Below are 24472 nucleotides of genomic sequence, written 5' to 3'. Positions count from 1 at the left end.
TGCGTCCTCTTTCTCTCGGTCTGCGGTTTAGGGAAGCCCGGCTCCGGGAATCTCCACCCGAACGGTCTCTATCCGGGCTTGGCCAAGGCCTTGCACCTCATCAGGATGGGATCCCGGTGCAGTGACCAGAAAGAGCGTACGCCGGTCGTCTCCCCCCAGCATGACTGCGAAGCAGTTGAGCTCCGTCTCCACCCGATGGGTGATTTCGCCCCCCTCAAGCACCCTCAGGGCGGCCCGGCCCACCGCATCGGCGTACCAGATGCCTCCCTCGGCGTCGTAGCAGCATCCGTCGGGGACGGTGCCGGGAACCGCGGCCCACAGCCGCCGGTTCTCCAGCCGGCCCTCCGGCCCGATGTCGAAAGCGGTGAACTGAGTTCCAAAGCTCTCGCCCACGATGTAAGTGGCGCCGTCGGGGGTGATCACCGCCCCGTTGGGGAACAGCAAGTCGCCGGCCGCTGCCTCAGCCATACCGTCGGGCTGCACCAATGCCAGAGTGGCCGCGGCCACATCCTCACCGCCGTGCAAGTCGAATCCGAAGTTGCCCACATAGGCCCTTCCTTCGGCATCCACGGTCATGTCATTGCACAGTGAAGAGGCAATTCCGGAAACATCAGCGTGCTCGTGTAGGGCGGTTCCGTCGTAGCGCAGCAACCGCCGGTCTCGCATAGACACCACGAGCAGGTCGCCGTCGGGCATCCATCCCAACCCCGACGGCTGGCCGGGCACCTCGACGATCACCTCGACGGTGCCGTCCAGCGAGGCGGCGTTCACCGAGTACTGGTAGAAGTCTGAGTACCACAGGCGGCCGTCGTGCCACCGGGGACCCTCGCCGAAGTCGATTCCTCCGATGAACGGCTCGGGACTGGGAAGCATCTCCATGCCGGGGGACAATAGCGACTGTGAACGAGCTCGCTGTTGTAGACCTCACCGATCCAGGCTTCTGGTCGAACCCGTATCCGGTGTTGGCCGAGGCCCGAGAACGTCACCCGCTGGCCCGGGGAATCGCTGGGAGCCTGATCGCATTGAGCTTCGACGCGGTGGAATCGGCGTTGCGCGACCCCCGGTTCTTGACCACCGACCTCTTGGCGCCTCGAGGAATCACCGAGGGGCCGATCGCCGATTGGTGGGGGCAGGTCATGTTCTCCGCTAATCCACCGGAACACACTCGGCTGCGCCGCCTGGTCAGTCGGGCGTTTACGCCTCGGGCAGTGGAGTCCCTTCGCCCTCGCGTGGGGCAGATCACCGAAGAGTTGTTGGACGGATTCCAGGGCCACACCGCGGACTTGGTAGCCGAATTTGCCCACGAGCTGCCGATCAGGGTGATGGCAGCCATGCTCGGGGTCCCTGCCGGCGATCACCATCGGTTCGCGGCCTGGACCGCAGACCTGGGCTTGGTCTTCTCCTCGGTCCATACTCCCGAGTTGCTGGACCGCTTGGAGGCGGCCGTCGGCGGCCTCAACGAATATGTCGCCGAGCTGATTGCCGATCGCCGAGCACAGCCAGGCGATGACATGCTCAGCGGCCTCATCGCCGCCGAGGCCGACGGAGACGCGTTGAGCGAGGCCGAGCTGGTGGCGATGGTGGAGAACTTGCTCTTCGCCGGCCACGACACCACCCGCTCCATGCTGATGATTGGCGCCGCGTTGCTGCTTTCTCATTCTGATCAGCGAGCCTTGTTGTCCAACGATTCCAGCCTGGCTGCCCAAGCAGTCGACGAGATCCTCCGCTTTGAGGCCCCGGTGCTGGGGTCGGGGAGGGATGCCGCTGAGCCCTTCGACCTGTTCGGGGTGCCGGTGGCGGCCGGGGAGACAGTCACCACGATGTCACTGGCGGCCAATCGCGACCCGGCCGCATTCGACGATCCCGACCGATTCGATATCACCCGGCCGGGAGGCAAGCTGATGAGCTTCGGCCAAGGCATCCACTACTGCCTGGGGGCGGCCCTTGCCCGGTTGGAAGGTCAAGTGGCCTTTCCTATGCTCTTGGCACGATTTCCCACCATGGAGTTGGCTGCCAATCCAGCCTGGGTGCCCTATGCGTCTATACGCCGATTTGAACAGCTCATCGTGACGATAGATTGAAGCTGAGATGTTTCACCTGGTCAGATCTCGAGTGATCAATTCGGTGAGCGGCATGTTCGCCCACGCAGATATGCCGCTGAGGCATACCGGCAATTTTCCCGGCGACCCTGGACTCTGCGGTCCCGAATCAGTGAGTTGGCGGGTTATCGGCGACGTGAGCGTCTTCGTCGGTGGTATTCGGGCCCTGCTGATTCAGGCCGCCCATCCGGAGGTGGTGGCCGGGGTGGACGACCACAGCCGCTATCGCGACGACCCCCTGGGCCGGCTCAGCCGGACATCGTTCTATGTCACGTCGGCCACCTATGGCGCGATGCCCGAAGTAGCTGAGGCCATCGACCTGGTGAAGTCGGCCCACCAAGGGGTGAGCGGGACCTCGCATCGGGGACAGGCCTATAGCGCATCGACCCCGGAGTTGGCCGCATGGGTCCACAACACTCTGACCGATTCTTTCTTGGAGGCTTACCAGCGGTTCGGAGGCCGCTTGACCGCTGCCGAAGCCGACCAATTCGTGGTCGAGCAGATGAAGGTGGGGGAGATACTGGGAGCATCGCCCCTGCCGGCAACGGCGCCCGAGTTGAGGGCCTGGATATCCGGACACCCTGCGCTGGCCTCCAGTCCGGGGATGCGCGACGCCATCAGATTCCTTCGGAAACCCCCGATTTCCGCCGCCCAGCGTGCGGGGTACCAGGTTCTGATGAACGGGGCAATCACCACGATTCCCCGTCGGCTGACCACAGTGCTGGGACTTACGGCCACACCTGGAGCCCGAGTGGCCGCCACCGCGATGATCCTCGGGCTTCGGCGGGTGATGATGAACAGTCCAGCGTGGCAGGCAGCCCTGGAACGGTGTGATGTGGCCTACGATCCCCGGCTTTTCCGCGACAAGAGGGAAGAAGCCGCCTAAGGGGCCACAAGACCGGCCAGGTTGTCACGCATGATCATCCGGACCTCAGCATCAGACATACCAGCCAGAGATTCCGTGAACTCGAGCGGTTCGGCGAGGCCCTCGGTGTGGGGCCAGTCGGAGCCGAACAGCACCTGCGAGGCTCCGATGGAGCGTGTCAACTCGGCAATCGGCTCCTCGTGGTACGGGGACACGAACACATGGCGGCGGAAGATGTCGCTGGGCTTTTCGGTGAGGGGGCCTCGTAGCCACGGCCCGTTGCGGCCCATGCGGTTCATCTTGTTCATGGCGGCCATCAGGTAGTCGACCCACAGGCTGCCGTTCTCTACGCTCATCACCCGGACGTTGGGGAACGCGGTGAAGAGGTTGGCGTAGATCAGGGCGGCGATCGTTTCCATGATCGGGCGGTCGCCGTAGAAGCAGGTCCATTGCAAGGCCGACTGCCGGTGAGAAGGAGGGTTGGGCTCCTCGCCCCAGTGAACCGACATCGACTGGTTGTAGCCCGACTCCCCGATGTGGAATCCGACAATCGCCCGGGCCTCGTTGATCCGGGCCCAGAACGGGTCGAAGACCGGGTCGGCGAGGTTGCGGCCGCCAGCCGGTCCGGGGCGCAGGGACACGATTCGAGCTCCCCGGCCAAGCGCCCACTCCAATTCTGCTACCGCCCGGTCGGGATCTACCAGTGACAGCAGGGGCGGGGCATGGATGCGCCCATCCCGATTAAGGCCCCATTCATCGTCCAACCAGCGGTTGAAGGCGCCCAGGTTGGCGTACAGCAGGTCGGGGTCGTCGATCATGAAGTGCTCAACACACACGGCCAATGTGGGGAACAGCACCGCGGCCTCGACATTCTGAGCGTCGAGCACCTCGATCCGGGCGGCACGGGTCACGTATTCGGGGCGGTGGGGTTCGGAGACCTGGCTGCGCTTAACTACTTGGCCTCCGCCCTGGCCCTGTTTCATAGCTTGGAGCATTTCCCGGAGCATCCCCGGCTTGGGGGCGGTGTCGAAGCTGCGGTGCTCCAAGAAGGTGAACTTCCGGTCGCCGATGTACACCTCCTCAGAGCCATCGGGTTCGATCACCGGGCGCACTGCCCGGTCAGCGAACGACGGGTCGATGTATCGGGTGAAGGCGTCTCGAGGTTCGTAGTAGTGATTGTCGGAGTCGAACACCCGATATCCCAGATACATGCGCACAGGTTAGGGCGGCTTGAGCATGGCAAGTAGGGTGGCGCCGGCAATCACCGCCCGATCAATGAAGGAGACACCGAGATGGGACGGCTGGACGGCAAAGTAGCAATCATCACTGGAGCAGCCCGGGGGCAGGGTGAAGCCGAGGCCCGGCTGTTCGCCTCTGAGGGGGCCAAAGTGGTGTTGGGCGATGTCCTGGACGACGACGGCAAGCAGGTGGCGGCCAGCATCGGTGAGAACGCGCTCTACGTACACCTCGACGTGGCCCAAGAGGGCGACTGGGCCGCGGCGGTGGAAGCGGCAGCCAGCATGGGATCGCTGACGGTTCTGGTCAACAATGCGGCCATTCTCAGGCCGGCCGCCATTGAGGCCACCACCCTTGAGGACTACATGGCGGTGATCAACGTCAACCAAGTGGGTACGTTCCTCGGCATGAAGGCCGTGCTCGAGCCCATGAAGATGGCTGGCGGCGGCTCAATCGTGAACATCAGCTCCATCGACGGCCAGCAGTCCAAAAACGGCCTCATCAGCTACACGGCCTCGAAATTTGCCATTCGGGGAATGACCAAGACCGCGGCCATCGAATGGGGCCGATTCGGCATCAGGGTCAACTCCATCCACCCCGGCGGGGTGAACACCCCGATGGGCAATCCGACAAATGACCCTCGGGCGGAAAAAGAGCCCTACATCTTCCATCCCATCGACCGGGTGGGCGAGCCCATCGAGATCGCCTATGCGGCGTTGTTCTTGGCCAGCGACGAGGCTTCTTACGTAACCGGGGCAGAGCTGAATGTGGACGGCGGCTGGCGGGCCGGATTGGTCACCCCTGGCCTTCCCGGCACCGACCATGTGGTCGACTTCGGCTACAGCCCCGACTGACGGCCCAGCGCTTCCTCCACTCGCCTTGAGCCAAAAGCCACTCTGGGAGGCCCCCAGCGCTGCGTCCAGCCCTGACTACGGAGCTGGTGCCGAGCGGCTGGCATTGGCTGGCGCGGCCCGCCGCCTCCTGAACGCGGTCAGGGTTTCTGCTGTTGGCGACGAAGCGGTTTCCGATGCCACCGAGCTGCTGGAACAAGCGGCCAAGCTGCTGGAGGCCGACCAGATGAAGGGGCTTCACCGCCAAGGGGTGATGGGCGACCTGGAAGCCGGTTTTGAATCACGCGACCCGATGCAGTTCTTCCCCTACAGCCCTATCATCGGTCGGTTGAACCCGGCTTCGCCTCCCGCTGAATTCTGGGCTGAGGGAGAGGAAGTCCACGGAACTATGAACCTATCCGCTGTCTACGCCGGGCCGCCCGGGATGGTCCACGGGGGGATTATCGCCATGATCTTCGACGAGCTGTTGGGCGTGGTCAATGTGGTCAACGGCCAAGGGGGCTATACCGGAACGCTGAAGGTGGTGTATCGGCGGCCCACGCCACTGCTCAAGGACATCACCCTTCGGGCCTGGCCGTCGGGCGGCGAGGGACGAAAGCTGTATGTATCGGGCGAGATGGTTTGCGATGGGACGGTGACCGCCTCCGCTGAGGGAACATTTATACGGGCCAACCGGCTGCTCATCGATGATCTATAGGGCCTAACGACAACTGGAGAACCAATGACTGACACTCGCTTTGAAACCAGCGCCGCGGTTCACGAGCTGCTCGACACTATGAAGGTCCTAGACCAGGAGTTCCTAGCGGGTCCCAAAGCCCTGGCCGACGACCAGGCCGTGCTTGAGGGGTACCGGTGGATCTTCTCCATCACCCAGGTGGCACTAGACGTTTACGTGTGGGCCGATACCAACCGGCCTCGGTTCACCGAGATTGTGGGCCCATACAAGAAGTGGGGAGGCGACAACTCCGACGCCTTCTATTTCATGACCCGGATCGACCCCTCCCGCACCTACCGGGTGACCGTGGACCCCGGCGACGCGGTGTACTTGTCGCTGACCGTGTACGGCGGTCCCGATGACGGCCGCTACTCCGAGCGCATCGTTGGCACGCTCAACACCACGGAGATGACGCCCAACCCCGACGGCACCTACGAGATGGTCGTCAGCCCGAACGACCACGACGGCAACTTCTTGAAGCTAACCCCCGATGCGGTGGTGGCCTGCACCCGCGATTACATGAACGACCCGGTGAATGGTGAAAAAGCCCGTTGGCGCATCGAGTGCCAGGACCCTGCCCCTCCATGGAGCGAGGTGCACACCGATACCGAGGTGGCCCGGCGCTTCCAGGCCGCCACTACCTGGGTGAAGGAACAGGCCGCCATGGTTCCCATTCCGCTGGGCACGCCCAACCACATCGACGACCCGTTCCCGGTGCCCACAGTGACTTTCGGCTGGGCCGCGGGAGATGCCTCCTACGCCATGGGTGCATTCGAGTTAGACGATGACGAGGCGCTGGTGTTGAAAGGGAGCTCGCCGGAGTGTGTCTTCTGGAACATGTGCCTGTGGAACCAGTTTTTGCACTGCTTCAACTACGACTACGACGACGTCACCACAAACGGCTCAAAGGTGGAGTTGGATCCCGACGGGTCCTGGACCATCGTCTTGTCGGCAATCGATCCGGGAGTACCCAACTGGGTGTCCACCCAGGGTCGGCCCCACGGGCGCATCTGGTTCCGCTGGTTCCTGCCCGAGAGGACCCCCGACCCCATCAGCGCCGAGGTGGTGAAGCTGGCCGACCTGGGCTAGTGCTCTAGTTCAACCGCGAAACGGTCGGTGTAAAAGCTGAGCGCCTGGCGTCGCTCCACTGCGGTCATGCCGAAGTCAGCCAAGTCGTAGATCACCCGGCCATGTTTGCCGCGGGGGTGATCGTCCATGTAGGCGTCCATGGCCGCGTTGACGTCGGAGGTAAACGGCTGGTCGGCCAGTTTGTAGATGCGCTCCACCATGGCCACGTCGTCGGCCATGAACTCATGGAACAGCACGTCGATGGACTGCTCGGGGGGAACCAAGTCGCGGTCGTCGGTGCACGACTGGAGCATGTCGGCGATGAGCTGGGCCCACCACTGGCCGATGCCGAAGACGTCCACCGGATGGGTGGCGCTCATGCGGGCCGAGTAGCAGATCATGGTGGCAAACGAGGCGGTGATTGACACCGGATCGCGGTGGGTGAACACCACGGTGGCATCGCCGAACACGTTCATCAAGGGGCCGATCTGCTCTAGGTGCTGGGGTGACTTGAGCACCCAGCGCTCCCGGGGTGGGCGCTGGTGGGTGAGCACTTTGAGAATCCGCTTGAGGTACTGGTAGTGGGGGGTCTGGTCGTGCTCTTTGTAGTACGACCGCCACGTAGGCAGCACGGCCAGGCAGTCGAACAGCATGGTGGAGAAGTCGATGCCCAGCAGGTGGATCTCCTCGTGGACGTGATCCCAAGTCATCTCGTGCATGCGGTCGTAGTGGGGCATGGCCGTGTTGTGGATCACCAGCCCGCTTTTGGCCCGCTCGATGCGGCCTTCCACAGTTCCGGCCTCCTCGGGAGGGGGAACCGGCTCCATGGCCTCCCACCAGGGCAGAGACCTCAGCGCGGGGTCGGCAGAAATGAGGTTGTGCAAATGGGTAGTACCCGTGCGGGGCAGCCCGGCGATCACTATGGGTCGGTCGATGGGCACATCTAGGGCATCGGGATGGTCCTTGATGTACTGCTCTATGCGCAGCCGGTTGGCGGCAAAAGTGGTGAGCTGGCTAAAGCTGCTCACCCGGCCCATGGGGGAGTGGTCGGCCTCGGTATCGAGGGAGTGGCACAACACCTCGAGCGGGGCACGGAACTCGTCGGGGCCGAAGTCGCTGAGCCCGGTCTGAGCGGTGGCCGCACCCAGAATCGCCTCAGGACTCAGCTCGATCTGATCGGCCATGGGCGCGGTTTGCTCCATCATCTGGGCGATCTCGGGGGCCAGCACCGGTACGACGAGGTCCTCTATTCGGATAGGGGCAGGGCGGTCGCTCACGTCCGGGACAATAGCGGTGCCAACGTCGAGATGAGGCAGCCGGAGCCGTTCCACCAGATGCCCGCAGACGGCATCGGCAGGGGCTGACTTCCACGAGAGATGGGGCGGGGTACCTTGTTGCAGGATGGTTAGTCCTCAGCGGCCGCAGAGTTCCGGCGAGAATCCCACGGCCACCGGGGTGATTATCCTCCTAACGGTAGGAGGAGCCGTTCTCGGTGGAGTGTTCGCCCCGTTTGGGGGAGTCGTGGCCGGCGGACTCATCGGGTTTCTCTTGGGACGTGACATCGAGAATCGGCGGCGGCTCGAAGAGAATCGGCGGCGGCTCGAGCAAATCGAGGGAGGTCTGACAACAAGAGCTCGACCCGCCGCACCACCTCCACCTCCGCCAGGGCCAATCGCTCGGCCTCCAATAGCTCCTCCCACCGCTCCGCCGCCACCGATGCCCCCTACCCCGGTATCACCCGCTCAAGTCGGGCACCGCGAGGCGGTCGAGACGAGGGTTGAGACAGAGCGTCCTGTTGAAATAGCGAAAAGGGTGACGAGCGCAGCCAAGGACTGGGTGTCCACCGGCAATGTACCGGTGAAAGTCGGCGTTCTGGTCTCCCTGGTCGGAATGGGCCTGTTGATCCGCGAAGCTGACGAGCGCGGCTTGATCACCGTGACGGTGGAGATGGCCCTGATCGCCGTGGCGGTTTTCGGTGCGGCGCTACTCATCACGGGGTGGCAGTTCCGGCGCAGTCGCCCCACCTACGGCCTGAGCCTCCTAGGAGGCGGGATTGCGGTGCTGTATCTGACGACGTACGCCGCCTTCGCCGGATACGACGTCTTGGCCGCTCCGTTGGCGCTGGTCTTTGTCGTCGTCATCACCGCGGGGGCGGGGCTCATTGCCATCGTTCAGGACTCGCGAGTATTGGCGGTTCTCGGAATCATCGGCGGCTTTCTCGCTCCTGTGCTGTCGTACACCCAGCCTGAAGACCATGTGGTGGTCTTCACCTTCTACGCCATCCTGAACGCCGCGATTGTGTGGATTGCCTGGTACAAGGTCTGGCCAGAGCTCACTCTGCTCGGTTTCGGCTTCACATTCGGGGTCACCGTGTACTGGCTGGTCAGCCGCCACCTGGAGGAGGACTGGACCACCACGGAGCCGTTCGTTGCTCTGTTCCTGGCCATGTACACGGCGATTCCCGTGCTCTTTGCCGCCAGGAAGACCTTCGATGTCAAGCGCGTCGCAGATGTGTCGTGGCTCGCCCCCCTGTCGTTGGGCACGCCGTTCATCGGTTTGGGGGTTCATCAGCTCTTGCTGGGCCACACCGAGCATGGAATGTCGATCAGCACAGCGGGAGCCGCGCTGCTCTATGCCACCGCAGCCCTCGCAACGCAGAGAATCGGCCGGCAAAACAAGGAGTTAGTGGTCGCCTATGCCGGTCTTGCGGTGGTCTTCATTGCAATCGCGATCCCATTTGCCTTCGATACCTACTACAGCTCGACCGCTTGGGCCGGTCAGGGTGTTCTGCTGCTCTGGATTGGAAGCCGCAAAGCCCAGTGGTTGACTGCCAGCGCAGGAGGCGCCCTTCAGGTTCTTGCCGGGTTCGCCATGGCCTTGCACTTGAATGATCGGCTTCCCTATCCACAAGAAGAACAGCCCATCGCCAATAAGTACTTCTTGGGAACTGTCCTGATCGCGGCCGCGGGCATCGTGTCCGGGTTGCAGCTTCAGAGGGGAAGGAAGCAGGCCGCCTTCGATTCAATCGCCGCCTGGGTGGCATTGGTGTGGGGCGTCGGCTGGTGGCTGGTAGCCGGCAACTTGGAGATCGACTACCACATCCCATCGGCCCAACTGTCTGCGTCCTTCCTGTTCGTGGTGCTCTCACTTGGGCTGGCTTCCTACTCGGCTCGAAGATTGCGGTGGATGAACCTCGCCGCGTGGGGAGCACTGATTCTTCCCACCATGGCCGTGGTTCTGGGCGTCTCCCTCGGCACGCAGTCCCATCCGTTCGCACTCTACGGATGGTTGGCATGGCCGGTAGTCCTGGCTGCCAACTACGCCCTGTTGCACAACTACTCGGGTGATCATCCCCGATTTGAGCAGCTACTGCACCCAGGAAGTCTCTGGGTGCTATCTGTACTTGTCGGCGCGGAAGTTCATTGGCAGGTCGACCAGGCCGCCGATGAGGTATGGCCGATTGTCTCCGCCTGCCTGGCCGGAATGATTCTGGCGAGCGGAACCCTGTGGGGATCACGCGCCTTGAAATGGCCGCTTCGCTCTCATCGGCCGGCCTATCTGCTGTTCGGCGTCGGGCCGGTATTGGCTGGGTTGTCGGTCGCGGTTGCGATCTTGCTGTTCATTTCTGATGGGGACCCCACGCCGCTCCGCTATGTGCCGGTGCTGAACCCGCTGGAATTGACCGCAATTGTGCTGTTGGCCGTGTCGCTCATGTGGCGACGGACGGCGGCGGCTGAGGGAGCCCGAGGGCTTCAAGGATTCGTCGAGGCATCTTGGGTGCCAGCGCTGGTCGCAGCCGGCACGGTGTTCGCAACCTTGGCCGCGGTCAGAACCGTCCACCACTGGGGGGATGTCCCGTTCGATTCCGATTCGATGTTCGACTCCACTGCCCTTCAGACCTCGCTGTCCATTCTCTGGACGGTCATCGCGTTGTCAGCCATGGTCGAGGGAGTGCGCCGAGGTCGCCGGCCGGTGTGGATAGCGGGCGCTTCGTTCATGGGCGTAGTGGTGATCAAGCTGTTCCTCATCGATCTCAGAAACCAGGACACCGTCGGCCGTGTGGTGTCATTCATCGCGGTCGGCATCCTTCTGCTAATCGTCGGATATCTTGCACCGGTCCCCCCAGCAGAACCGGCCGTCGACCGTGCCGAATAGTGCCCACGATCAAAGTGAACGATCATCGGTGCTGAGGATCGAGCGACGGTAACGTCGTCGCTTATGGATCTAGGACTCCAGGAAGCTCGGGTGATCGTGACAGGGGGGAGCCGAGGGATCGGGGCGGCCGCGTCCAGGATTTTTGCCGATGAGGGGGCTCGGGTGGCTGTTGTCGCCCGCACCAATGCCGATGTGGAGGCACTGGCCGCAGAGATCGGCGGGATCCCGGTGATCGCTGACTTGTCGACTGCCGAAGGGGTGGCGGCGGCCATGAACGAGGCCATGGACCAACTGGGCGGAGCGGACGTGTTGGTCAACAATGCCGGCTCGTCCACCGGGGGTTCGATCCTCGAAGCTGAAGAAGAGGCGTGGCAGGAGACGATCGACCTGAAGCTCATGGGGTATGTGCGGGCCATGCGAGCGGTACTGCCGGCGATGCAGCAGCAGGGCTCGGGTTCAATTGTGAACGTGCTCGGAGTGGCGGGCACGGAAGCATCGCCTGGCTATGTGCTGGCTTGCATCGTGACCGCGCTGACTCATGTGACTGCTTCGGCGGGACAACTGGTGGCCCCCGACGGGGTCCGGGTGGTGGCAGTGCACCCCGGGCCCACGGCCACCGACCGATTGATGGAGATGGTGGCCAAAGGCGCTGAAGCCCAGGGGTTGAGCCCCCAGGAATTCGCCGACAAAGTGCTCGGGGGCCGGATTCCCCAGGGCCGAGTGGGCCGAGCCGACGAGGTGGCCCGGACAATTGTGTTCGCGGCCTCGGAGGCCTCCGGATTCACCAACGCCAGCCAGCTTTACGTGGACGGCGGCTCGGCGGCCAAGATCTGAGTCGCAACAGAAAGGGAACAGACCAATGCCCCAGCATGTGCCCGAGATCGAGTGGACCGAGGACGCCCTGGAACTGCGGAAGTTCGTGTTCGACTACTGGGGGGAGAACAAGCGGGCTCCCAACTTGGCTGCAATGCACGCTGGGACCGGCATCGAGCGGCGCCGCTTGATGGAGGCGCTCAAGCTGTTGCAGTTGGGGATTGTGTTCGTGATCGACGAGGCCTCGCCCAACTGCGACATCTTGAAGGCCCCGCCGTTCTCGGCGTTTCCCAGCCAGGTGGAGATGTTCATCGACGGTGAGTTCCACAGCTACATCGGCTGCGCCCACGAGGGGATCGGTGTGTCGTGGACCCCGTACTTCCGAGGCAAGGAAGTGGAGTTGCGGACCTACGACGCCCACACGCTGAAGCCCATCACCCTGGTGTCGAAGGATTTCAAGCTGATCTCAGCCGAGCCATCCGAGCCTTTGATTCTGTGCACCGAAGTGATCTGGGATTGGGTGAGCACCGACATGAAGCATATGTGCGACCACACCAACTTCGTGCTGAATCGTGAGAACGGGGCCGCCTACGAGGCGTCTCTCGGCCGGCGGGGCATCTACTTCACCGTCGACCAGGTGGCCGAGTACATCGCTTTCGTGCTGAACATCCGCATCTACGACTACCACTGGCCGGCCATGACCATGGATCCCCCCTTGATCATCGACCGACTCCGCGAGCTCCAGGTAGATCTGAGTCCCTGGGGGTTGTAGGGCGGGGAGCCTGGCTGGCTAGCCGGCCGCCTTCTGGCGGCGGCGGTGGGCGGTGAGGATCGCCTCGGTATAGCCGTTGGGCTGTTCTCGCCCTTTGAGTACCAAAGCGAGAGCCGCGTTGAACGGGACGCTGGCCGAGAAATCGCTGCTCATGGGCTCATAGTCGGGATCGTCGGCGTTCTGGCTGTCCACCACTGAGGCCATCCGCCGCATGGCCTCTACTACCTGCTCTTCGGACAGCAGACCGTGGTGGAGCCAGTTGGCGATGTGCTGAGAGGAAATTCGCAGGGTGGCCCGGTCCTCCATGAGCCCGATGTTGTCGATGTCGGGCACCTTGGAGCAGCCCACGCCCTGGCCCACCCACCGGGTTACGTAGCCCAAGATGCCCTGCGCGTTGTTGTCCAACTCCCGCTGAATCTCAGCAGGAGACAGCTCGCGGTCCGGCGGAAGCACAGCGGGGGTCAGCATGGCTTGAACGGCGGCGTCGCGGTCGGCGGGAGAGGCAGCTAGTTCACCTTGCCGGGCGCCCACATCGGTCTCCAGGTAATGAAGAGCGTGAAGGGTGGCCGCGGTAGGGGAGGGCACCCACGCAGTGGACGCCCCGGCTATAGGGTGGACGACCTTCTCGTCCAGCATGGCGGCCATGTCGTCGGGCCTGGCCCACATGCCCTTGCCGATCTGGGCGTGCCCTGGCAGGCCCATCGCCAGCCCGACAGCCACGTTGGCATCCTCGTAGGCAGTGAGCCACCTCGACGTCTTGATCTCCGCCTTGGGGATCATGGGACCGGCGTGCATGTTGGTGTGAATGTCGTCTCCGGTGCGGTCCAAGAACCCGGTGTTGATGAACACCACCCGTTCGGAAGCCTCGGCGATGCACGCAGCCAGATTGAGCGACGTGCGCCGCTCCTCGTCCATAATCCCCATCTTCAAGGTGTTAGGGGCAAGACTCAGAACGTCTTCAACGTTGGAGAATAGCTGCCTAACTAATGCGGTCTCGCGGGGGCCGTGCAGCTTCGGCATCACGATGTAGACCGACCCGGTACGGCTATTTCGATGGGGTCCGGTTCCGGCCAGATCGAACTTTGCACACCAGGCGGCTACTGCAACGTCGATAATCGTCTCAGGAATCGACTGATCGTGCACTCGCACCATGTCACTATCCATGTGCAGGCCTACGCTGCGAATCAGCATGACGCTGCGCCGCCGCACAGCCATCGGATTCCCCGACGGATCAAGCGCTGCCGAGTCGGCATTCAGGCTGCGGGTCACGGCCCGGCCGCCTTTGGCGAACGAAGCAGTGAGATTGCCCTGCATCAGGCCAAGCCAGTTTGCGTAGGCCCGGGCCTTATCATCGGCGTCCACCGCGGCCACCGAATCCTCGAGATCCATGATGGTGGTAAGGGCCGACTCCATCATCACGTCGGCAATCCCCGCAGGGTCATCTCGGCCGATGTCGCGGTTCCGGTCGATTACCAGCTCAATGTGGAGCCCGTGCTTTTGCAGCAGCACCGTTTCGGGAGCCGACCCATCGCCGGTGTAGCCCGCCAACTGTTCGAGATCGGCTAGCTCGGCCGAGGTGCCGTCGGACAGATCTACCCGCAGCCTGCCATCGGACACCGCATAGGCCACTGCATCGGCATGCGATCCAGATGCCAGGGGGATTTGGCTATCCAGCAGTGATCGAACTCGGTCGATCACCCGCTGACCCCTTACTGGGTTGTACGGACCGGCTCGCCCAGCACCTCCTAATTCGTCAATGACATCGGTTCCGTAGAAGGCGTCGTACAGGCTGCCCCAGCGGGCATTGGCCGCGTTGAGGGCATAGCGGGCGTTGTCCACTGGCACCACGAGCTGCGGTCCGGCCGTCAATGCGATCTCCGGGTCGACTCCCTCGGTGGCCACTGAACTGGGGCCGGGGTTATCGACCAGATAGCCAATAGATCGCAAGAAGGCATTGGCCTCCTCGGGCTGTTTTTCGGGGTCTTGGTGCCAAGCGTCAATCTGGGCCTGGAGGTCGTCTCGCTCGTTGCGGCATGCCTGAACTTGCGGTCGAAAGCGTTCAACGATACCGCCGAATGAGGTCCAGAATTCCTCAGGGTCCACTCCAGTACTCGGCGCCAGCCGGTTGGCAATGAAATCGGCCAGAGGGCCGGCGACCTTCAGCCTTCCAATCGTCTCGTAGACCACGAGAAGTCAGGGTAGGTCCGGGCAAACCTGTTTTCTTAGGCAAGATCAGATTTCCCGTGAATAAAGGTGCAGTTAGAAGTGGTGCGATTGCTAGCCTGCCCGATCAACAGCCCTCCAGCCACCAAAGAGGTATCAGCATGGCCGTCAACGCTGCCGGTTCATTCGATGCCGAGGTCCGATCCGCCCAGGCGTGGATGGCCTCGCCCCGCTTTGAGGGGGTGACCCGCCTGTACTCGGCTCGCCAAGTGGTGGAGCAACGCGGAGCGATTGACCAGGACTACACCGTGGCTCGCGTAGCCGCTGACCGCTTCCACTCCCGTCTGCGTGAGCTGTTCGACGAGGGCCAGTGCATCTCCACGTTTGGCCCGTATTCCCCGGGCCAGGCCGTTGCCATGAAGCGCGCGGGGATCGAGGGGATCTACCTGGGTGGATGGGCTACGTCAGCCAAGGGATCTCTGCACGAAGACCCTGGACCTGACCTGGCCAGCTACCCCTTGAGCATGGTGCCCGACGAGGCTGCCGGACTGGTGAGGGCGCTGTTGACCGCCGACCGCAACCAGCGCTTCGCCCGGTCCCGGATGACCGCATCGGAGCGCTTGGCCAACCCGATGGTCGATTTCACCCCCAGCATCATCGCCGATGCCGACACTGGTCACGGCGGCGATGCCCATGTCCGCAATCTGATCCGCCGCTTCGTGGAGGCTGGTGTACCCGGCTATCACATTGAAGATCAAAAGCCCGGCGTCAAGAAGTGCGGTCACCAGGGTGGCAAGGTTCTGGTGCCGTGCGATGAGCAGATCAAGCGGTTGAACGCAACCCGGTTCCAGCTCGACGTGATGGGAGTTCCCGGAATCATCGTGGCCCGCACCGACGCGGAGGCGGCCAACCTATTGGACGGCGGTACCGACGAGCGCGACCAGCCGTTCATCATGGGGGCTACTCAGCTAGCGGTCCCCTCATACAAGGACGCCTACTTGGCGGTATTGCGCCGCCTGTCCGAGGTCGGTGTGGAGGGTGTGAACGGCCACCTGCTGTATGCCGTGCCCGAGAGTCGCTACAAGCGAGCCATGGGCTGGCTCGATCAGACCGGTGTTAATCAGATCATTGAGAAGACGGCGGTCACCTACCACTCCTCTCCCGACCCCCGAGCTGACGAAGCAGTGGACCGGGTCTCAGATGCGCTGGCCGAGGCATGGCACCGGGCATCGGGCTTGGCCACCTATGCCCAGGCGGTTGCAGACCAGCTGGCCATGCGGTCAGCGGAAGGTGAGACCTTTGGAATGGATGTGGGGGAGTGGCTTAGCTACGCCCGCACGGTTGACACTGACACCGCTCAGGAACGGGCTGTGGAGATGGGCCTGGATGTGGCCTGGGATCCCGAGGTGGCCCGGACCACCGAGGGGTACTACCAGGTGCAGGGCGGGATCCCCTATGCCGTGGCCAAGTCGCTGGCGGTGGCTCCGTTTTGCGATTTGCTGTGGATGGAAACCAAAACGGCTGACTTGGAGGATGCCCGAGAGTTTGCCGAGGCCGTCCATGCGGTATATCCGGACAAGATGCTGGCCTACAACCTGTCACCGTCGTTCAACTGGGACACCACCGGCATGAGCGAGGACGAGATGCGGCAATTCCCCGCGGAATTGGGCCGGTTGGGATTCGTGTTCAACTTCATCACCTACGGCGGCCACCAAGTGGATGGGATGGCGGGGGAGGAGTTCGCCGCCTCCCTCCAACAGGATGGAATGCTGGCCTTGGCCCGGCTTCAGCGGAGGTTCCGCCTGGTGGATTCCCCGTATAGGACGCCGCAGACCCTGGTTGGTGGGCCTCGACTTGATGCCGCGCTTATGGCCAGTTCGGGGCGAACCGCCACCACCCGGGCCATGGGCAAGGGCTCAACCCAGTTCCAGCACTTGGTGCAGACCGAGGTGCCCACCCGAGAGCTGGAGGCTTGGCTGGAGCGCTGGGCGGCCCACAACACCATCGACGCCCAGCTGAAAGTGAAGCTGCGGCCCTACACCGCCGGGTCGGAGATTCTCGAGCTGGTGGTGTATAGCGGCGACAACGACTTGGCCAACGTGGTGTTCGGAGTGCTGACCGACCGACGGGGCCGGGCCATCCTCTCCGTGCGGGATCAGAACACCCACAGCCCGGCACTGCGCCGCAAGCGGCTGATGGCGCTCATGCACCTGTACCTCATCCGCCGCTACAGCGCGGTGTCGATCCAATACCTCACACCCACCGAGGACAACTATCGCCAAGCCGTGGGTATGAAGGAGCTCGGCTTCTTCGCCTCAGTATCCGACGAGGTGGGCGAGATCATCGTCGCCGACGTCGACGAGGCGGTGGTGACCAAGCTGGTAAGCGAAGACGACGCCTTGCAGGAGCTCATCCAGGGTCGGGGCGCCTAGTGGTCCGTCTGCAAATTGAGCAGGGCGTCCTGCTAGGCATCGACGCCCCTCGCGGCGTTGCTCCTCCTTGCCGTACGCTCCGGGTATGGCTGCGTCGGTGCGCCTTGCGAGGAACGCCGCTGCCGTCGCAATCCGTACCTGCCAATTCACAGACGGACCACTAGCAGTCCCTCACGCGCGCCATTGCTGAGCGAAGGCCCAGGGTCAGGATTCCGGTTAGGCCGGCTACCCCAGTAAGCAGCACTAGCCCGGCACCGAAACCACCGATGTCGGCGAGAACGCCGAACAAGATCGGTCCGGTTACGCCACCGGCTTCACCAACTGTGAAGAACAATCCACCGGCCGCTCCCATATTGCGCTGCGCAACGCCGGGGAGCTGCATCATCACCACAAGGGCAATCGGTACAGCCAGCCCTCTGCTCATGCCGATTATGGCCAACCCGGCCAAGGTGGCTGCCTTGACGTCCACATACAGCAGAATGGAGGCGGCGGCGAACACGGCATAAACCCCGGCCATAACCGCGATCCGACTGCTTTCTGGGATCAGGCGCGGCCCAAGCAGTGCACCGACGATGCTGAGGGCAGTGACCGCACCAGCGAGGTAGCCCGCTGCTGAACTGGAGAATCCCCGGTCTTCGATCACGGTTGGCAGCCATCCATTGAGGGAGTGGTTGAAGAAGAACATGCCTAGGGCCACGATCAGCATTAGCTGGACAGCTCGATGACGCAAGAGCCCCCTGGCACCGGAGAAGCCGTGGTCGGGATTGGCATCGCGGTCCACCCCAGGAGCGAGCCGCTCACCCGCAGATGCGGCGACCAACCAGACAGCGATGATCGCCACGGTGATGAGGGCGTAAACCATGAGCGTCGCTCGCCAGCTCTGGTCGAGTGCCGGCATGAGGAGGCTGTTGGCGGTAACCAGGGGCAAGACTCCGCCGATGGCCGGTGCAGACATGGTGATTCCCATGGCCAGCGCTCGCTCTTCCTCGTCGAACCACACACTGATCAGCTTGGGAGCCCCTACAGAAACCAGCGGCCCGCCGAGACCAAACAATGCCACCGAGCCAAACATGCCGATGAAGTTGGTGACCACCGGACGCAACAGCGCGGAGGCGGAGATGATCACGGTGGCGATTCCCAGTGAGCGACGCAGTCCGAGCCGATCGACGAGCGCTCCAGCTGGCATAGCCGCAACGAGAAACACAAGAGGCCAAGCCCCCAGAATCGTTCCCATGGCCCCTTTGCTCAGATCCAAGTCTTCTCGGATCACGTTTACCAGCGGGGTCATGCCGAATACCGCTATCCCGAAGGAGAAGTACACCAGCCCCAGTGCCCCCAGCATCACCCAGCGGTAGGGATGGCGGTGGTGGAGCACGTCGGCAACGTATCAACCTGCCGCAGTCGATCTGTCATGCTGGCTCGATGGGACTAGCAGTTGTAACCGGTGCGGGACAGGGGCTCGGGCGGGCGATTTCCAAGCGCCTGACCGCCGATGGACACCAGATCGTGGCGGTGGATCAGAATCCGAATACCGCCTCGGCCACCGCAGAAGAGCTCGGCGGCCAATGGCGGCAGTGCGATGTTTCCGATCCCGAATCGGTGGCCACCCTGGCCCAGTCGCTAGATCATGTGGACGTACTGGTGAACAACGCCGGCATCTGGATCTTCGCCAAGCTGGACACCATGACCCCAGAAGACGTGCGCCGGGTGTTGGAGGTAAACGTGATGGGGGTATTCAACTGCACGCAGGCGTTGGCCCCCCTGATGGGACCGGGTTCGGCCATTGTCAACCTCTCGTCGAATGCGGCCAATTCCAACTCCCCAGGAGTGGGTATCTACCCGCCGTCCAAGGCCGCGGTAGAGAGCTTCACCAGACAGACCGCTCTGGAGCTGGCCCCTCGGGGCATTCGAGCTAACGCCGTCGGCCCCGGAATGATCCAAACCGAGGGCACCCAGGTCAACTACGAAGGAGAGAAGGGGGAGCAACGGGCTCGGGCCGTGCCGTTGGGCAGAACCGGCCGCCCTGAAGACATTGCTGATGTAGTGGGGTTTTTGGCCTCCAACGACGCTCGCTACGTCACCGGCCAGGTCATCTACGTAGACGGCGGATTGAGCGCGGGCCGCGCCGCGCTCTAGCCGCTGCTGGCCAAATCGGATTAGTGGGCGCGCCAGCGGTGGTAGCGGGCCCAGAGCACCAGTAGCGACGGAAGCACGGTGAACGCGGCTATCAGTCCGAACAGAATGGCCACCGCAGCGAGTATCCCCAGTTCCTGCATCGGCACGAGGGGAGAGAAGAGCAGCGCCAACAGGCCGAGAGCGGTTGTGAGCGCGCTGGCCAAAAGAGCCCCGCCGGTGGTAGTCATCGCATTCCGTATACCGTCAACGACCCGCTCCGCCTCCTCATGCTCCTCCAAGAAGCGATGTGTCAGGTGGATCGTGTAGTCAACGCCAATCCCGATCGTGAGCACCACCATGAGTGCTGTGCCCATGTTGTAGGAGATCCCAAGCACCCACATGGCCCCCAGCAGCCAGGCCAGGGTTACCGCAATGGGAATGATGGTGATCAATCCGAGCGCGGGGCGGGATCGGCTGATTCCGAAGTGCGCCACGAGGATGGCCAGCGCAGCGGCGATGACAAGACCCACGCTGAGCGCTTGGCTGGCGGCTAATTCCTCGGTGATCAGGGCGATAAGGGCGTCCCCTCCGGTGACGGTGATCTCTCCGCTGACGCCTCTCCACAGCCACTCAAGCTCGTCGATCAGGTCTTGGAGAGCCTCGTTGTCCTTCACCGCGACGGGTATTTGAATGATGGTGCGGTCGAAACCGTCGGTGCGGAGGTCTATCACCTCTGCGAATCCCTCCGGGTCTGCCCTCCTCAATTGTTCCCAGGCCCGCCGGACTTCTTCGTCGGTGGCCTCATTGCCAGCGGCCAGGCTCTCGAAGGCGGCCGCGACGTCGGCGTCGTAGCTGTCGCCGGCTTGTCCGCTCTGGCTTGTCCAATCGGCAAGTAGCGTCCCGGCAGAGGCCAATGGGGCCCCCACGATTCCGTTCGGCCGGCGTACTGGGTCAATCAGGGCGGTGTGAAGGCCGGTAAGGTCCTGAACGGCTCGGTTGCTGTCCACGTCGGTCTCGACGAGAACCGTCATGAGCGTGGCGCTACCGTCAAAGTTCTCTTCCAGGAAGTCAAAGCTCTTAAACGTGTCAGAGTCCTTCGGCAAGAAGTCTTTGACAGAAAAAGTGGTGCTGAGGTTGTTGGCCGCCACTACGGCCAGCACCGTAATGACAATGGCCGTGCCCAAGACCTGTATCGGGCGGCGCACGACGGCGGTGGCAATGCGGGGCAGAACGGCGGCCGCTCCGGGAATGGTGTCGGCCACGGGACGGGTTGTCGGCTCTCTCCCCTTGGCGGCAAGTCGCCGGTCCAGAATCAGTCGAGCAGACGGCACGAAACTGGTCATCACGATCCATCCCGAGATCACGCCGATGCTGGCGATGATTCCGAAGTCGGCGATTGGCTCAAAGCGGCTGCTCAAATTGGCCAGGAGGCTGACCGCCGTAGTGCCTGCGGCCAGCAATACCGGCACACCGCAGAGGCGGACGGATCGGGCCATGGCCCGGCCGGAACGGTCGTCGTCGGGCTCGGGGTCATCCCCCTGCGCTGCATTGTCGCGGAGGGCTTCTCGGTAGCGCCCGATGATCTGAAGGGCGTAGTCCACCGACAGGCTGATGAGTAGCACGGGAACGAGCGTGAGGAGGATGTTGTCGGGGTCCACGATTCCGACACCCCCGGGGGAGAGCCATGACACGGCACCCAGCGTCCAGAGGATCGTCATGCCGAGGCCCAACATCGTGATGTGGACGTCGGACTGGGTCCGATAGAACAGGGCCAGCAGTACCACGATCACGGCGAGCGCGATCACGGTGAGGATCAGCAGGTTCTGTTCCCGGGCATCCTTGCCTTCAGCGTCGCTCTTGGCCAGGGTGACGATCGCCACATCCAGGGGCGACGCATCGAATGAATCCGCTATCTCGTGGGCCCGCAACTGCGCCGTTTCCTGGCCGAGTGCGTCGCCGACGTCGTCGAGGATGATCAGTGAGAGTCCCGCTATGGGGGTACCGACGTCGTCGCGGGCCACGAATCGGCCCAGAAGATCGTTCAGCTCGGCGCGTTCGGGGTCCTGGGCCAACTGCGCCAATCCGAGTGAGACTTGGGTGTCGGTAACCGCGTCCAGACTGAGCCCGACATCGGCTGCCGCGAGCTCGATGAGCTGTACGTACCCATAGAGGGGCTCGTCTACCAGAAACGGCTCTACCGCTGGATCGCTGATGATGGCGGCCTGGAGGTCCCTTATCGAACGAAGGCCATTAGCGGTGAGGACATCTCCCTTGGCCAGTATTTGAACCACCCGCAAATCAGCCGCTTCGGGAAAACTCTCCCGGATCGCATCGGTGGCCTCGGCAAGGTCGCTGCCGGCGGGAAGGAAGATCCCGGTGGAGTCGATCGGCCCCTCGGGCTGGTCCCGAACCAGGAATCCGGCCAGCATCGCAAGCGTGACCGCCCCCAATGCCAGAAGGACCAGTTGGGGTGATCTCTGGATTGTGCGGGCCTGCCAGCGAAACATGTCTCAGCCCTAGTGACCTGCCTGCTGGTCAGTAAACCTCACCATTCGCTGGACTTCTCGGCATAGACGTGGTCGGGCAAGTGGTAGGTGATGCCCTCGTCGTGGAACCACGAACCCGACAAAAGCGTTGTGAAGTTGGAAACGTTGCTCTTGCGGGCGATCTTGGGGAGGAACCGCGACGTGAAGCGATCGTACTTGGCCTGTACGCGGAACCACGGAAGCACGCCGAAGGTGGACTGCTTGGGGTAGTTCAGCTGATTGGCCAGTGTGTCTCCGATGAGCGCCCGCGACACTTTGTAGACGTACTGCGACAACTTCTGTCCCTCGGCTGAGTCGTTGATGCCAACCACGAGAGGTGCAGAGTTCACCAGCGAGTTGGCCAGAACGACAGATGCGGCGCCGGGCTCTGGCTCGCACATGGTGCCGACCTCGTACAGCTTCAACGCATCTTGTTCGCCCTGAAAGAGGATCGAGTCAGGAATCCCCATGAGAAGCCCCGAGTAGCGCCACGTCGCCATGAAACTCGCTGCTTCTTCGACACTGAAGGCTGCTCCCAGGCTCCTCATGTGCTTGAGCAGTCGAGCAGAGAACGCGGTGATCGCGTAGCCGCAATGGGCTGCGCTCAACGGGACGCCCAAGGCATCCTCGTCCCAGTCTTCGGAGTTCTTGAGCAGGTACCTGACTTGGGCATGGACTAGGCGGATCCGAAAAGAGAGCCTCCATCCATCACCGTGGGGCAACATGCCGCCGGGAAGGAAGATCTCCACCATATGGCGGTTGTTTTGCTGAAGCCGCCTAACGCCCTGGTCGCGCAGACGGCCGGTGACGAAGAACGACTCGCTGATGTTGGTGGAGAATCCTTCCACGAGAACTCCGGCCAGCATCCCGGCCACCACCATCTTCCGGTTCCGATGGAACATATGAATGCCGGCGGTCAATGCCGAAGGATCGAGCCAGTCTGGTGGAGTAAAGGCGTCCTCGAAGAGCGCGTGGACCTCCTCGGGCGCATCAGGAGGGTCATTCCCGTCCGGGACGGTCATGTAGGCCGATATGAGTTGGGCGGACTCCGAACGCTTCATTGCGGAGAGAACTTCGACGGCAGCATCGGCCAAGGGGTCGCCAATCATGGTGTGCGCGAGGTAGTTCTCGGCCATTTCAGGTTCGAGGGCACAGGCTCGCGCGTAGCCAGGATTGTCGTAGTCAGTGGGAGTCGTCATCGGAGGTCGGTGCATATCCTACTTTTGCGGGCCTAAGGAATACAGAAGCCATGTCAAAAGGACATATCAACTTGACATAACATGTATTCTCAACGTTTAGGAAAGGAATTGATTTATTTAAAGACAATGAAAATATCTGTTGATATCTGAAAATCCAGTGAATATAGTGCTCTGACTGGCTTGAGTCAGAGCTATCGGCCCCACCGGCCCTTGTCGAGAAGCAATGAACGGAAGGGCTTCATGGGTGCCGTCCACCGAATGTGGTTGGCCGCAACGTTGCTGTTGACGGCCTGCGCGAGCAACAGCGCCGATCTGCCCGCGGCCTCATCGCCAACTGCTTTGTCGGCGCCTGCTGCTGCGGTGCTGCTGACCGACCCAGACCAGAAAGAGGCCCTTGAATCGAAGGCCGCCCCATCTCGGGCGATGCCGCCCGCCACCGGACTCGCCTCCACCTCCGGTCTGGCGACGCCTTTGCCGGGATCCACGGCCACCCCGACTCCGGGGTTGCCCACGAATTGGACACTCAGCCCCCGCGCCAGGAGCGCTAGCTCTTTGGAACCGGTAATCAACCACCCACCCGGCCATTCCCATCCCGACCCTGCTGCCGATGAGTCGAGTTCGGAAGCTACGTGGCGGGACACTCCTCCCGGTGCTGACGACGAGGGCGGGATTAGCGATGGTGAATACCAGTTGCCGCCGCCGTCGCTGGAGAGCGCCTGGACAGAGGACTCTACCGGTGAGTACCAGGTGCTTCGGCCTGCTACCCGGGAGGAATTGGGCGGATTTCGCGTGGTCTCACCGCCCGCGGAGGCCTGGGACTGGATGACCCGGTGCGTGAATCATCATGCAGACCCGTCGACTCCCTCTCCATGGCCCCAGGATGTGCGCGCGTCGCAAGCCGTGTTGGGCTGCACCACCAGCGCTGGCCTGATGGAGCAGGCCATACAGCGTTACGGCGCCGAACGCGAGTGCGTGCAGCAGGCGTATTCCGACGACTACAGCGTGGTCGGCGGACAGGGGAACTCTTGGACGCAGTGCCCGACTATCGGAAATCCGACCCCGCTTGACGGACGGCCATTCGCGGAAAAATGTCGCGACGTCGTGTTCCGGGGCCTGGTGCTAAAGGGGCAACCCCGGCTGGAGAGGATCGCCGCCGATACCTGTGAGTCATTCGAAGCCGATTTGGTTGCGCACCTCGCAGTTCCGGGAACAACCGAATTGTGTGCCGAGCACTGGGTGTTGAACGCCGTGCTTGATGCCGAGGCTCCGGGGGCGGTGCCCGGACTGCACCAGCACGTGGGGGTGAACACTAGTGGGACGTGCTGACCGCCTGCGGGTGGCCGCCGCCATTGTGATCACCGCGCTGCTTGCGCTGCTGATAAGCCCTGCGCCGGGAGCCGCCGATCTAAAGCTTGATCTCGGCTGGCCCTCTTGCGATGCCGCGTCGCCGGGCCAGTGGTGCTG

Annotated in this window: 20 protein-coding genes; 11 read left to right on the top strand and 9 right to left on the bottom strand. The window is 62.9% G+C overall.

Features of this window, described 5'->3' with window-relative positions; genetic code table 11:
• Positions 1 to 27: 27 nt before the first annotated feature.
• Positions 28 to 879, bottom strand: coding sequence for an SMP-30/gluconolactonase/LRE family protein (locus ACOOGG_RS05650; protein ID WP_420433162.1), 852 nt, complete (start codon positions 877 to 879; stop codon positions 28 to 30).
• A gap of 20 nt (positions 880 to 899) precedes the next feature.
• On the opposite strand from ACOOGG_RS05650, the gene ACOOGG_RS05645 reads away from it, so the two are divergent.
• The gene (locus ACOOGG_RS05645; RefSeq protein WP_420433160.1) at positions 900 to 2081 is read left to right on the top strand and encodes a cytochrome P450; all 1182 of its coding nucleotides are present in this window, start codon (positions 900 to 902) and stop codon (positions 2079 to 2081) included.
• 7 nt (positions 2082 to 2088) lie between these two features.
• A complete protein-coding gene (locus ACOOGG_RS05640) occupies positions 2089 to 2985 on the top strand; it encodes an oxygenase MpaB family protein (RefSeq protein WP_420433158.1) in 897 nt (298 codons plus the stop codon).
• On the opposite strand, the gene ACOOGG_RS05635 is transcribed toward ACOOGG_RS05640, so the two are convergent.
• A complete protein-coding gene (locus ACOOGG_RS05635) occupies positions 2982 to 4175 on the bottom strand; it encodes an amidohydrolase family protein (protein ID WP_420433156.1) in 1194 nt (397 codons plus the stop codon). The two genes, ACOOGG_RS05640 and ACOOGG_RS05635, sit on opposite strands and share 4 nt — an antisense overlap.
• An 81-nt stretch (positions 4176 to 4256) precedes the next feature.
• Here ACOOGG_RS05635 and ACOOGG_RS05630 point away from each other — a divergent pair, with 81 nt between their 5' ends.
• From ACOOGG_RS05630 to ACOOGG_RS05620, 3 genes are read left to right on the top strand one after another with little or no spacing between them, the layout of a single operon-like run.
• Positions 4257 to 5054 (top strand): glucose 1-dehydrogenase, encoded by a 798-nt coding sequence (locus ACOOGG_RS05630; protein ID WP_420433154.1) that lies wholly within the window; start codon positions 4257 to 4259, stop codon positions 5052 to 5054.
• A gap of 25 nt (positions 5055 to 5079) precedes the next feature.
• Positions 5080 to 5748: a PaaI family thioesterase gene (locus ACOOGG_RS05625; RefSeq protein WP_420433152.1), complete on the top strand. Its 669-nt coding sequence runs from the start codon at positions 5080 to 5082 to the stop codon at positions 5746 to 5748.
• Positions 5749 to 5772: 24 nt separating this feature from the next.
• Complete coding sequence (locus ACOOGG_RS05620; RefSeq protein ID WP_420433150.1) at positions 5773 to 6855, top strand: DUF1214 domain-containing protein; 1083 nt, start codon at positions 5773 to 5775, stop codon at positions 6853 to 6855.
• Here ACOOGG_RS05620 and ACOOGG_RS05615 read toward each other — a convergent pair.
• On the bottom strand, positions 6852 to 8111 hold the full coding sequence (locus tag ACOOGG_RS05615; protein WP_420433148.1) for a sulfotransferase family protein: 1260 nt from the start codon (positions 8109 to 8111) through the stop codon (positions 6852 to 6854). The two genes, ACOOGG_RS05620 and ACOOGG_RS05615, sit on opposite strands and share 4 nt — an antisense overlap.
• A gap of 257 nt (positions 8112 to 8368) precedes the next feature.
• Positions 8369 to 8548, bottom strand: a complete 180-nt coding sequence (locus ACOOGG_RS05610; RefSeq protein WP_420433146.1) for a hypothetical protein — start codon at positions 8546 to 8548, stop codon at positions 8369 to 8371.
• A gap of 98 nt (positions 8549 to 8646) precedes the next feature.
• Here ACOOGG_RS05610 and ACOOGG_RS05605 point away from each other — a divergent pair, with 98 nt between their 5' ends.
• The 3 genes from ACOOGG_RS05605 to ACOOGG_RS05595 all read left to right on the top strand — a co-directional run bounded on the left by ACOOGG_RS05605 (position 8647) and on the right by ACOOGG_RS05595 (position 12574).
• A complete protein-coding gene (locus ACOOGG_RS05605; RefSeq protein WP_420433144.1) occupies positions 8647 to 10989 on the top strand; it encodes a DUF2339 domain-containing protein in 2343 nt (780 codons plus the stop codon).
• Positions 10990 to 11052: 63 nt separating this feature from the next.
• Positions 11053 to 11823 (top strand): SDR family oxidoreductase, encoded by a 771-nt coding sequence (locus tag ACOOGG_RS05600; RefSeq protein WP_420433142.1) that lies wholly within the window; start codon positions 11053 to 11055, stop codon positions 11821 to 11823.
• 25 nt (positions 11824 to 11848) lie between these two features.
• A complete protein-coding gene (locus tag ACOOGG_RS05595) occupies positions 11849 to 12574 on the top strand; it encodes a hypothetical protein (RefSeq protein WP_420433140.1) in 726 nt (241 codons plus the stop codon).
• 18 nt (positions 12575 to 12592) lie between these two features.
• On the opposite strand, the gene ACOOGG_RS05590 is transcribed toward ACOOGG_RS05595, so the two are convergent.
• Entirely contained in the window at positions 12593 to 14761 is a 2169-nt protein-coding gene (locus tag ACOOGG_RS05590; protein ID WP_420433138.1) for a malate synthase G, read from the bottom strand.
• A 137-nt stretch (positions 14762 to 14898) separates the two neighbouring features.
• Here ACOOGG_RS05590 and ACOOGG_RS05585 point away from each other — a divergent pair, with 137 nt between their 5' ends.
• The gene (locus tag ACOOGG_RS05585; RefSeq protein WP_420433136.1) at positions 14899 to 17169 is read left to right on the top strand and encodes an isocitrate lyase/phosphoenolpyruvate mutase family protein; all 2271 of its coding nucleotides are present in this window, start codon (positions 14899 to 14901) and stop codon (positions 17167 to 17169) included.
• A gap of 160 nt (positions 17170 to 17329) precedes the next feature.
• Here the strand turns inward: ACOOGG_RS05585 and ACOOGG_RS05580 are convergent, their stop codons facing one another.
• Positions 17330 to 18544, bottom strand: coding sequence for a CynX/NimT family MFS transporter (locus ACOOGG_RS05580; RefSeq protein WP_420433134.1), 1215 nt, complete (start codon positions 18542 to 18544; stop codon positions 17330 to 17332).
• 47 nt (positions 18545 to 18591) lie between these two features.
• Here ACOOGG_RS05580 and ACOOGG_RS05575 point away from each other — a divergent pair, with 47 nt between their 5' ends.
• The gene (locus ACOOGG_RS05575; protein WP_420433132.1) at positions 18592 to 19305 is read left to right on the top strand and encodes an SDR family NAD(P)-dependent oxidoreductase; all 714 of its coding nucleotides are present in this window, start codon (positions 18592 to 18594) and stop codon (positions 19303 to 19305) included.
• Between the two features lie 20 nt (positions 19306 to 19325).
• On the opposite strand, the gene ACOOGG_RS05570 is transcribed toward ACOOGG_RS05575, so the two are convergent.
• From ACOOGG_RS05570 to ACOOGG_RS05560, 3 genes are all read right to left on the bottom strand, one after another.
• On the bottom strand, positions 19326 to 21791 hold the full coding sequence (locus tag ACOOGG_RS05570; protein WP_420433130.1) for an efflux RND transporter permease subunit: 2466 nt from the start codon (positions 21789 to 21791) through the stop codon (positions 19326 to 19328).
• Positions 21792 to 21829: 38 nt separating this feature from the next.
• Complete coding sequence (locus tag ACOOGG_RS05565) at positions 21830 to 23008, bottom strand: oxygenase MpaB family protein (RefSeq protein WP_420433128.1); 1179 nt, start codon at positions 23006 to 23008, stop codon at positions 21830 to 21832.
• A 191-nt stretch (positions 23009 to 23199) separates the two neighbouring features.
• On the bottom strand, positions 23200 to 23520 hold the full coding sequence (locus tag ACOOGG_RS05560; protein WP_420433126.1) for a hypothetical protein: 321 nt from the start codon (positions 23518 to 23520) through the stop codon (positions 23200 to 23202).
• 40 nt (positions 23521 to 23560) lie between these two features.
• On the opposite strand from ACOOGG_RS05560, the gene ACOOGG_RS05555 reads away from it, so the two are divergent.
• Positions 23561 to 24334, top strand: coding sequence for a hypothetical protein (locus ACOOGG_RS05555; RefSeq protein WP_420433124.1), 774 nt, complete (start codon positions 23561 to 23563; stop codon positions 24332 to 24334).
• Positions 24335 to 24472 lie beyond the last annotated feature (138 nt).

Origin of the sequence: Candidatus Poriferisocius sp. (assembly GCF_965214065.1) — a bacterium.
Lineage (GTDB): Bacteria > Actinomycetota > Acidimicrobiia > Acidimicrobiales > Bin134 > Poriferisocius.
Note: the sequence above shows the minus strand (reverse complement) of the source record. Positions and strands in the feature narration are given on the sequence as shown.

Excerpts from the sequence above, each read along its gene's own strand:
- ACOOGG_RS05650 (WP_420433162.1), bottom strand. The coding sequence starts at position 879 with ATGGAGATGCTTCCCAGTCCCGAGCCGTTCATCGGAGGAATCGACTTC.
- ACOOGG_RS05640 (WP_420433158.1), top strand. The coding sequence starts at position 2,089 with ATGTTTCACCTGGTCAGATCTCGAGTGATCAATTCGGTGAGCGGCATG.
- ACOOGG_RS05635 (WP_420433156.1), bottom strand. The coding sequence starts at position 4,175 with ATGTATCTGGGATATCGGGTGTTCGACTCCGACAATCACTACTACGAA.
- ACOOGG_RS05630 (WP_420433154.1), top strand. The coding sequence starts at position 4,257 with ATGGGACGGCTGGACGGCAAAGTAGCAATCATCACTGGAGCAGCCCGG.
- ACOOGG_RS05620 (WP_420433150.1), top strand. The coding sequence starts at position 5,773 with ATGACTGACACTCGCTTTGAAACCAGCGCCGCGGTTCACGAGCTGCTC.
- ACOOGG_RS05600 (WP_420433142.1), top strand. The coding sequence starts at position 11,053 with ATGGATCTAGGACTCCAGGAAGCTCGGGTGATCGTGACAGGGGGGAGC.
- ACOOGG_RS05595 (WP_420433140.1), top strand. The coding sequence starts at position 11,849 with ATGCCCCAGCATGTGCCCGAGATCGAGTGGACCGAGGACGCCCTGGAA.
- ACOOGG_RS05585 (WP_420433136.1), top strand. The coding sequence starts at position 14,899 with ATGGCCGTCAACGCTGCCGGTTCATTCGATGCCGAGGTCCGATCCGCC.
- ACOOGG_RS05575 (WP_420433132.1), top strand. The coding sequence starts at position 18,592 with ATGGGACTAGCAGTTGTAACCGGTGCGGGACAGGGGCTCGGGCGGGCG.
- ACOOGG_RS05570 (WP_420433130.1), bottom strand. The coding sequence starts at position 21,791 with ATGTTTCGCTGGCAGGCCCGCACAATCCAGAGATCACCCCAACTGGTC.
- ACOOGG_RS05565 (WP_420433128.1), bottom strand. The coding sequence starts at position 23,008 with ATGACGACTCCCACTGACTACGACAATCCTGGCTACGCGCGAGCCTGT.